Annotated in this window: 10 protein-coding genes; 5 read left to right on the top strand and 5 right to left on the bottom strand. The window is 65.1% G+C overall.

The window, feature by feature from the left end:
* The coding region (locus EOD15_RS23565; protein ID WP_127408875.1) for a pyridoxal-phosphate dependent enzyme at nt 1-369 on the top strand (369 nt) is incomplete at its 5' end.
* 129 nt (nt 370-498) lie between these two features.
* Nucleotides 499-1,125: a glutathione S-transferase family protein gene (locus EOD15_RS23560; protein WP_127318517.1), complete on the top strand. Its 627-nt coding sequence runs from the start codon at nt 499-501 to the stop codon at nt 1,123-1,125.
* Between the two features lie 3 nt (nt 1,126-1,128).
* Here the strand turns inward: EOD15_RS23560 and EOD15_RS23555 are convergent, their stop codons facing one another.
* Together EOD15_RS23555 and EOD15_RS23550 are read right to left on the bottom strand one after the other, a co-directional pair.
* A complete protein-coding gene (locus EOD15_RS23555) occupies nt 1,129-2,373 on the bottom strand; it encodes an RNA polymerase sigma factor (protein WP_127318519.1) in 1,245 nt (414 codons plus the stop codon).
* A gap of 7 nt (nt 2,374-2,380) precedes the next feature.
* Nucleotides 2,381-2,749, bottom strand: a complete 369-nt coding sequence (locus EOD15_RS23550; protein ID WP_127267556.1) for a YciI family protein — start codon at nt 2,747-2,749, stop codon at nt 2,381-2,383.
* Nucleotides 2,750-3,008: 259 nt separating this feature from the next.
* Between EOD15_RS23550 and EOD15_RS23545 the strand changes: the two genes are divergently transcribed.
* From EOD15_RS23545 to EOD15_RS23535, 3 genes are all read left to right on the top strand, one after another.
* Complete coding sequence (locus tag EOD15_RS23545) at nt 3,009-3,968, top strand: TAXI family TRAP transporter solute-binding subunit (RefSeq protein WP_127318521.1); 960 nt, start codon at nt 3,009-3,011, stop codon at nt 3,966-3,968.
* 234 nt (nt 3,969-4,202) lie between these two features.
* The gene (locus EOD15_RS23540; protein ID WP_127318523.1) at nt 4,203-6,323 is read left to right on the top strand and encodes a TRAP transporter permease; all 2,121 of its coding nucleotides are present in this window, start codon (nt 4,203-4,205) and stop codon (nt 6,321-6,323) included.
* The gene (locus EOD15_RS23535) at nt 6,320-6,703 is read left to right on the top strand and encodes a DUF1850 domain-containing protein (protein WP_127318525.1); all 384 of its coding nucleotides are present in this window, start codon (nt 6,320-6,322) and stop codon (nt 6,701-6,703) included. Before EOD15_RS23540 ends, EOD15_RS23535 begins: the two co-directional genes overlap by 4 nt.
* A 49-nt stretch (nt 6,704-6,752) precedes the next feature.
* Here the strand turns inward: EOD15_RS23535 and EOD15_RS23530 are convergent, their stop codons facing one another.
* The 3 genes from EOD15_RS23530 to EOD15_RS36295 all read right to left on the bottom strand — a co-directional run.
* Nucleotides 6,753-7,139: a DCC1-like thiol-disulfide oxidoreductase family protein gene (locus EOD15_RS23530; protein WP_281035274.1), complete on the bottom strand. Its 387-nt coding sequence runs from the start codon at nt 7,137-7,139 to the stop codon at nt 6,753-6,755.
* A gap of 254 nt (nt 7,140-7,393) precedes the next feature.
* Complete coding sequence (locus EOD15_RS23525; RefSeq protein ID WP_127318529.1) at nt 7,394-7,534, bottom strand: hypothetical protein; 141 nt, start codon at nt 7,532-7,534, stop codon at nt 7,394-7,396.
* A gap of 50 nt (nt 7,535-7,584) precedes the next feature.
* Nucleotides 7,585-7,776: hypothetical protein (locus EOD15_RS36295; protein ID WP_206639317.1), on the bottom strand; the 192-nt coding region annotated here is incomplete at its 5' end.

The raw sequence follows: 7,776 nt of genomic DNA, 5'->3' as shown, positions 1-7,776 counted from the left end.
GTGCTGAAGAAGCGCAAGCCCTCCGTGCATGTCGTCGCCGTCGAGCCGGACTCCTCGCCTGTTCTGTCGGGCGGCCAGCCCGGCCCGCACAAGATCCAGGGCATCGGCGCCGGCTTTGCGCCCAAAATCCTCGACACGACGATCTATGACGAGATCGTCAAAGTGTCGAACGAGGATTCCGTGGCCAATGCCCGCCTCGTCGCCCGCCTCGAAGGCGTGCCGGTCGGCATCTCTTCCGGCGCCGCCCTGCAGGCGGCCATCGTCGTCGGCTCGCGGCCGGAGAACAAGGGCAAGAACCTTGTGGTGGTCATCCCGTCCTTCGCCGAGCGTTACCTGTCGACAATCCTGTTCGAGGGGCTGGGATCGTAGTCCGGCGCTTCTTCGCGACCAAGCTGGCCCGCTGAAAAAACGCCCGTGGCCGCCATCGGCGGCTTGAGCGCCACACCGCTTCCGGTTCATATCTCCCCGGCCTGCTTTGCGCAGGCCGGGGGAGAATTTATGTACAAGCTTTATACCCGTCCCGGCAGCGGCGGCTTCGTGGTCGAGGCGGCGCTGGCGCTGGCCAATGTACCATTTGAGCGGATCGACGTGCCGAAGACCGACCGGCCCGATCCCGCCTTCCTCGACATCAGTCCGTTGAACCAGGTGCCGGTGCTGACCTTGCCCGACGGAAGCTCGATGACCGAATCCGCAGCGATCTGCATCGTGCTTGCCGAGCGCCACCCCGACGCCAATTTGGCGCCGGGAGCAGAAGCGCCTGCCCGCTCGGATTTCCTGCGCTGGATGGCCTTTATGTCGTCTGTGCTCTATTCGGCGGTGCTGCGTTTCTACTACGCATACCGCTACACTGCCGATCCCGAAGGCACCAAGGCGGTCACGCAGGCGGCCGTGGCCGAGATGGACCGCGGCTTTGCCGTTCTCGATGCCGCGCTCGAAGGCCGTGACTGGCTGGTCGGTGACCGGATGTCGCTGGCCGACATCTATCTGGTCATGCTGGTGGCCTGGTATCCCGACATCGACAGCGCGCGGACGGCATGGCCGAACATCGAACGCCTGTGGGCGCGGCTGCGCGACCATCCGCTGATGAAGACGCTCAACACCTCGCACGAGATGTGGCCGGGCTGAAGCTCAATTTCTGAGCACCGCTCTTTTTCCTTGCAGGAACCGGCGCACCGCCGGGTCGCGCTCGAGGCCGATCGCCCGGTCATAGGCTTCGCAGGCTTGCGGTACCTGACCAAGCCTGGCCAGGAGACCGGCGCGTGCGGCCCAATAGGGCTGGTACTCGTCAAGCCGCTTGTCGTCGCCCAGCACGTAAAGAGCCGCCAATCCGGCCACTGCGCCCTCGGCCTCGGCGATCGCCACCGCGCGGTTTATCGCCACCACCGGCGATCCTGCGATCGAAAGCAGCGCGTCGTAGAGTTCCTGGATTGCCACCCAGTCGGTGCGGCCGGTGAGCCTTCGTGCCGCATGCGCGGACTGCACGGCCGCCTCAAGCTGGTAGCGGCCGATGACGCCCTTGGCCGCTGCGTGGGAAAGCAGCGCTTCCGCCTCTTCGATGAGGGCACGGTCCCATAGAAGGCAATCCTGCTCCGCCAACGGCACGAAGTCGCCTTCGGCGCTGCGCCGTGCGGCGCGGCGAGACTCGGCAAACAGCATCAGCGACAACAGGCCCAGTGCCTCCGGTTCCTCCGGCATCAGCGAGGCCACCAGCCGGCCGAGCCAGATGCCTTCGGTCGCCAGGTTGCGGCGCCGCGTTTCGGTGCCGGCCGGATCGGACCAGCCTTCGGCGAAGGCGGCATAGATCGCCTCCAGCACCGCGTCCAGCCTTTCGCCGAGTTCGGCCCGCTCCGGCACGCGGAACGGAATGCCGGTTTCACGGATGCGGCTCTTGGCCCGCACCAGGCGCTGGCCCATGGTTGCGGGCGAGACCAGGAAGGCGGAGGCGATCGTCGCGGCGTCGAACCCCAGCACCGTCTGCAGAATGAGCGGCGAACGCACGCTCGATTCGATCGCCGGATGGGCGCAAGCGAACATCAGCCGCAGCCGATCGTCGGGCAGGTCTTCCTCGGTCATGCGTGCCTCCGCCTCCTGCGCAATCAGCTTGAGATGCTCGCGACCGGCCTCGCTGGTGAGCCGCCGCCGCACCGCATCGACACGGCGCCGCCGCGCCACCGCCAGCAGCCAGGCTTCCGGCTTTTCCGGCACGCCGGTTCGCGGCCAGCGCTCGAGGGCGGCGGCAAAGGCATCGGCCAGCGCGTCCTCGGCGGCGGCCACGTCGCGCGTACGCGCAGCGAGCCAGGCGACCAGCTTGCCGTAGCTCTGCCGGGCGGCAGCCTCGGCGGCCGCCCGGGCGGTCTCGGAGCGACTGTCCATCACATCGTCATTTCTCAGACAGGTACTCGGTCAGTTCCCAGATCGGCCGCAGCTCGACAGTGCCGGCGCTGGCCGCCGGGCAGCGCGCCGCCCAGGCGATCGCGGCGTCGGCATCCGCGGCCTCGATCATGTAGAAGCCGGCAAGCTGCTCCTTGGTGTCGGCATAGGGGCCGTCGAGGACGTTGGTCTTGCCACCAGCCACCCTAACCGAGGTGGTCGCCTGACTCGGGCGCAGCCGGTCACCGGCCAGCCACGCGCCGGATTTCTTCAGGGCCTCAGTATAGGCGCCATAGGCGGCACTCATCTGGTAGGTCGCCTCGGCCGGGGCATTCGCCATCGCGGCTTCGTCGGCGTAAATCAAAATCATGTATCGCATGGTCTTCTCCCGTTGTTTCGAAGGCCGCGTCGTTGCGAGCCGGACGTATGTCGCTTGGCAGCGCACGATTTCGACAGGCTGCGGAAAAACTTTCCGCTCCGACGGATTTTTGTGCAAGCCGCCATCTGCTTCCCGATCTCTCAACCGTTCGTCTAACGAGCACAATTGCGGGTTGGCATTTCCGGCCCACTGTCTAAACTCGCCCCGGTTCGCACCTGGGAGGCGGTGCGGTCGTCGATATTTCAGGGAGGGAAATCGGATGTTTCATTTCAGAACGAAACTTGTTGCAGCCGGCGCTGTGGCGCTGTCACTTGGCCTTGGCGCTGTGTCGGCAGGAGCCCAGGAATTCATCAACGTGCTGACCGGCGGCACATCCGGCGTCTATTATCCGCTCGGCGTGGCGCTTTCGGAAATCTACGGCAAGGGCATCGAAGGCGCGCGCACCCAGGTGCAGGCGACCAAGGCTTCGGTTGAAAACCTCAATCTGCTGCAGCAGGGCAAGGGCGAGATCGCCTTTGCGCTCGGCGATTCCGTCAAGATGGCCGCCGAAGGCAATGCCGAGGCCGGTTTCCCAGGCAAGCTCGACAAATTGCGCGGCATCGCCGCCATCTATCCCAATTACATCCAGATTGTCGCCAGCCAGGAGTCCGGCATCAAGACGCTGGCCGACCTCAAGGGCAAGAGCCTGTCGGTCGGCGCACCGGCGTCGGGCACCGAACTCAATGCGCGCGCGATCTTCGCCGCCGCGGGGCTGAAATACGAGGATCTCGGCCGGGTCGAATACCTGCCCTTCGCCGAATCGGTCGAGCTGATCAAAAACCGGCAGCTCGACGCCACTCTGCAATCGGCCGGGCTCGGCGTCGCCTCGATCCGCGACCTCGCCACCTCCGTGCCGATCAATGTCGTGGCGGTGCCGGCCGAGGATGTTGCGAAGATCGGCTCGCCCTATCTTTCGGTGGTCATTCCCAAGGGTACCTATGAGGGCCAGAGCGAGGATGTCGCCACCGCCGCCGTCGGCAATTTCCTCATCACCCGCGCCGATGTCTCCGACGAGACCGCCTATCAGATGACCAAGCTGATGTTCGACCATCTCGACCAACTGGCCGCGGCCCATGCCGCCGCCAAGGCGATCGACCAGGCCAAGGCGCTCGACGGCATGCCAGTGCCGCTGCACCCCGGTGCGGAACGGTATTACAAGGAGAAGGGGTTGTTGAAGTAGCGGGGGGTAGCTCGGCTATCTGAGATGCACTCGCCAGGCGCCCCCCTCTGCCCTGCCGGGCATCTCCTCCTCAAGGGGGGAGATTGGCCGTCACCACACCTTTCGCCAATCGCTAACGTTGCAGAACGTGCGCAGACACCAACGCTGCTGATCTCCCCCCCTCGAGGGGGAGATGTCCGGCAGGACAGGGGGGCGCGCCTCGCACTACACTTCGCTCCTTCTGGAGACCGTTGGATGAGCGAAGCATCGTCTGGAACAACGACCGACGGCAAATCCGCCACCTTCCATCTGCCTGCCGTCGAAGAACATGTCGAAGGCCTGCCGCCGGGCTTCGGCGACGGCATCGCCGGCAAGGCCGCCTTTCTCATCGCCGTCGCCTTTTCCGTGTTCCAGATCTATGTCGCCGCCTATGGCAGCATTCCGAGCCAGGTGGTGCGGGCGATGCATGTCGGCTTCCTGCTGCTGCTCGGCTTCGGCCTGATCGCCAATCTGCGCGCCAAGAGCATGCCGGCCAAAGCAGCGTTCTGGGCGCTCGGGGCGCTCGGCTTCGGCACCGGCCTGTACAATTGGGTGTTCTACACCGATCTCATTCGCCGCTCCGGCTTCCTGACCACGCCGGATCTCATCGTCGGCGCGGTGCTGGTGGTGCTGGTCTTCGAGGCGGCGCGGCGGCTGATGGGCCTGCCGCTGGCGATCATCGCCCTCATCTTTCTCGCCTACTGCTTTTTCGGCAACCATCTGCCGCCGCCGCTCGTCCATCGCGGCTATGATTTCGCCCAGCTGGTCGACACCTTCGCCTACGGCACCGAAGGCATCTACGGCACGCCGATCTATGTCTCGGCCGCCTACATCTTCATCTTCGTTGTCTTTGCCGCCTTTCTCGAACGCGCCGGCATGATCGCGCTGTTCAACGATTTCGCGCTGGGCCTTGTCGGCACATGGCGCGGCGGCCCGGCGCAGGTCTGCGTGCTGTCGTCGGCGCTGATGGGCACCATTTCCGGCTCGGGCGTCGCCAATGTGGTGGCCAGCGGCCAGTTCACCATCCCGCTGATGAAGCGCTTCGGCTTCCGCTCGGCCTTTGCCGGTGCCGTCGAGGCGACCTCCTCGATGGGCGGCCAGATCATGCCGCCGGTGATGGGCGCCGTCGCCTTCATCATGGCCGAGACGCTGAACGTGCCTTTTGCCGAGGTGGTCAAGGCGGCGATCATCCCGGCGCTGCTCTATTTCGGCGCCTGCTTCTGGCAGGTGCATCTGGAAGCCGGCAAGGCCGGCCTGCACGGCATGGCCAAGGCCGAGCTGCCCAACCCGTGGGACGCGGTGCGGCAACACTGGCCGCTGGTGCTGCCGCTGGCAGCGCTGATCTATCTGCTGTTTGCCGGCTACACGCCGATCTTCGCCGGCACGATGGGCCTGGCGCTGACCATCGTGCTTATCCTCGGCACGCCGCTGGCAGCAGCGATCGGGCCGCTTGCCTTCCGCATCGTCTTCTGGCTAGCGCTCGGGCTTGCCGCCGCCTCGTTCATGAAGTTCGGCGTCAACCTCCTCGGCCTGGTCATCGCCGCGCTGGTTGCCGCCTGCTTTACGTTCAAGGGCGGCCGCGAGACGTTGCAAATCTGCGTCGACTCGCTCGCCGAAGGGGCGAAGAACGCGCTGCCGGTCGGCATTGCCTGCGACATCGTCGGCATCGTCATCGGCACGCTGACGCTGACCGGCATCGCTTCGACCTTCATCGGCTGGATCATCTCCATCGGCGAGAACAATCTGTTCCTGTCGCTGTTGCTGACCATGCTCACCTGCCTGGTGCTGGGCATGGGCATCCCGACCATTCCCAACTACATCATCACCTCGTCGCTGGCCGGGCCGGCGCTGTTGGAACTCGGCGTGCCGCTGCTGGTCAGCCACATGTTCGTCTTCTATTTCGGCATCATGGCCGATCTGACGCCGCCAGTGGCGCTGGCCGCCTTTGCCGCGGCACCCATGGCTAGGGAAAGTGGCCTGAAGATCGGCATCCAGGCGACTAAACTCGCCATTGCCGGCTTCGTGGTGCCGTTCATGGCGGTCTACACGCCGGCTCTGATGCTGCAGGACGCCGGGCCGATCGCCGCCGAGTTCGGCTATCCCGTCGAGGTCGCCTACATCGTCGCCAAGGCCTGCATGGGCATCGTGCTGTGGGGTGCCGCCGCCGTCGGTTTTCTCGCCCGCCGCATGGCGGGGTGGGAACGCCTGCTTGCCTTCGCCGCCGGCGTGCTTCTGGTCGCCGCGGTGCCGCTGACCGACGAGGCCGGCTGGGCGCTGGCGCTGGCCTGGATCGGCTGGCACTGCTTTCGTGCGCGGCAGGCTTCAGTCAAAACATGAGCCTTTGCATCCTGGCCGCCGGCAAGATGGTGACGTTCTCCGTCGCCGCCTTTACGCTGTCCTGGACGCATTCGGTGGAACGGACGCGTTGGGAGGAAGACTGGAAGGTCACGCCTATCGGCCTGCAGCTGGTCGAGGCGCGGGTCAAGGGCTCGGGCGCGGGCATGGAGCCATCGGAAGGCGCGGTGCTGAAGAATGGCTGGTGGGCCTACACGCCCACGGTCGGCCCACAGCGGCGCGTCATACTCGCCGCCTCTGGCGCAACCGGCGACGGCTGGACGCTGTGCTCGGTTCAAGGCTGCAGGGAACTGGGCAAAAGGGCCGGCGACGCGATCGTGCTGAAGCCGTGCGAATCCACCGGTTCGAGCCAACCGCGATAGCGCCCGATCAATGCGCTGAGCGGCGGCTCGTTTTCCAGCAGCCACATCCTCAGTCAAGGAACCGCTCGCGCAGCTCCGGAGAAGGAACCTCGCAGCTGTCCTTCCTGCCGAACAGCGCGTAGCGATTCTTGGCAACGCGATCATAGAGCCAGTCGCGTAGCGGGCGCGGCAGCAGCAGCAAAGCCTTCATCGCCCGCCACGGCCAGCCGAGTTCCGACATGACGGCGACGAAGCTGTCGAGCCGCGTGAAGGCGACGCCGTCGATCAGGACGAGGTTGGTTTCGTAAGAGTCCGTGCGCAGTCCATGCTTCCGAAACAGCGTTTCACCGAAGGGCGACTGCGCGGTGGCGAAGCGGAAACGGCCTTGGCGATCGAGCCTGACCACCATGCGCACGAAGCCTGAGCAGAGCACGCAGACGCCATCGAAAACGATCAATCGATGGCGTGCGTCGAGAGTTGTTCCGGAGGGACGATTTGACTGGGGTCGACTGGGTTGGGAATGGTCGGTCACGCTGGCCTCGGCGGCTCGTGTCCTATGACACTAAGCCGGCCAGCGTCGGTATCAAAGCCGTGGCGATGTCGCACGGCGCCTGTCGGCGAGAGCGGGACGCTCGGCGCGATAGGTGGTGGCGCGGGTAGAGGCGGCCGGCCTGCAGATCCTGCTGTTGTGGCGATTTTCGAAAGCCATGATCAGTGCGCGCCCAGCGAGTTGCCGCGACGGGCGCAAGCAGGGCCGGGGCCGCGCATGTAATAGCGCTCGGGCCGATAGGTCGGCGCGACGAATTCGCGAATGGCGGCGGCATAGCCGATGAGGTGCGCGAGGAAGCTCATTACCCTTGTCCCTGTCCCGATTTTCGGATGTCCCTTCCGAATTGCGGTCATCATAGCGTCGAGGCGTGAATAGTCGGTGAACGTGATGTTAATATCTGGTCGAAAATGCCTTGCTTCGTGGCTGGAATGCGGCTGATTCGGGGTCTTTCCGTGCAGTTGGTTGGCATTCCGGCCAATGTGACTTTTGCATCACATATGTTTCGTTTGAATGTCGCCTGCGCGCGGTTCTGTTTCAACTTTTG

Source organism: Mesorhizobium sp. M7A.T.Ca.US.000.02.2.1, assembly GCF_003996995.1.
Taxonomy (GTDB): Bacteria; Pseudomonadota; Alphaproteobacteria; order Rhizobiales; family Rhizobiaceae; genus Mesorhizobium.
Note: the sequence above shows the minus strand (reverse complement) of the source record. Positions and strands in the feature narration are given on the sequence as shown.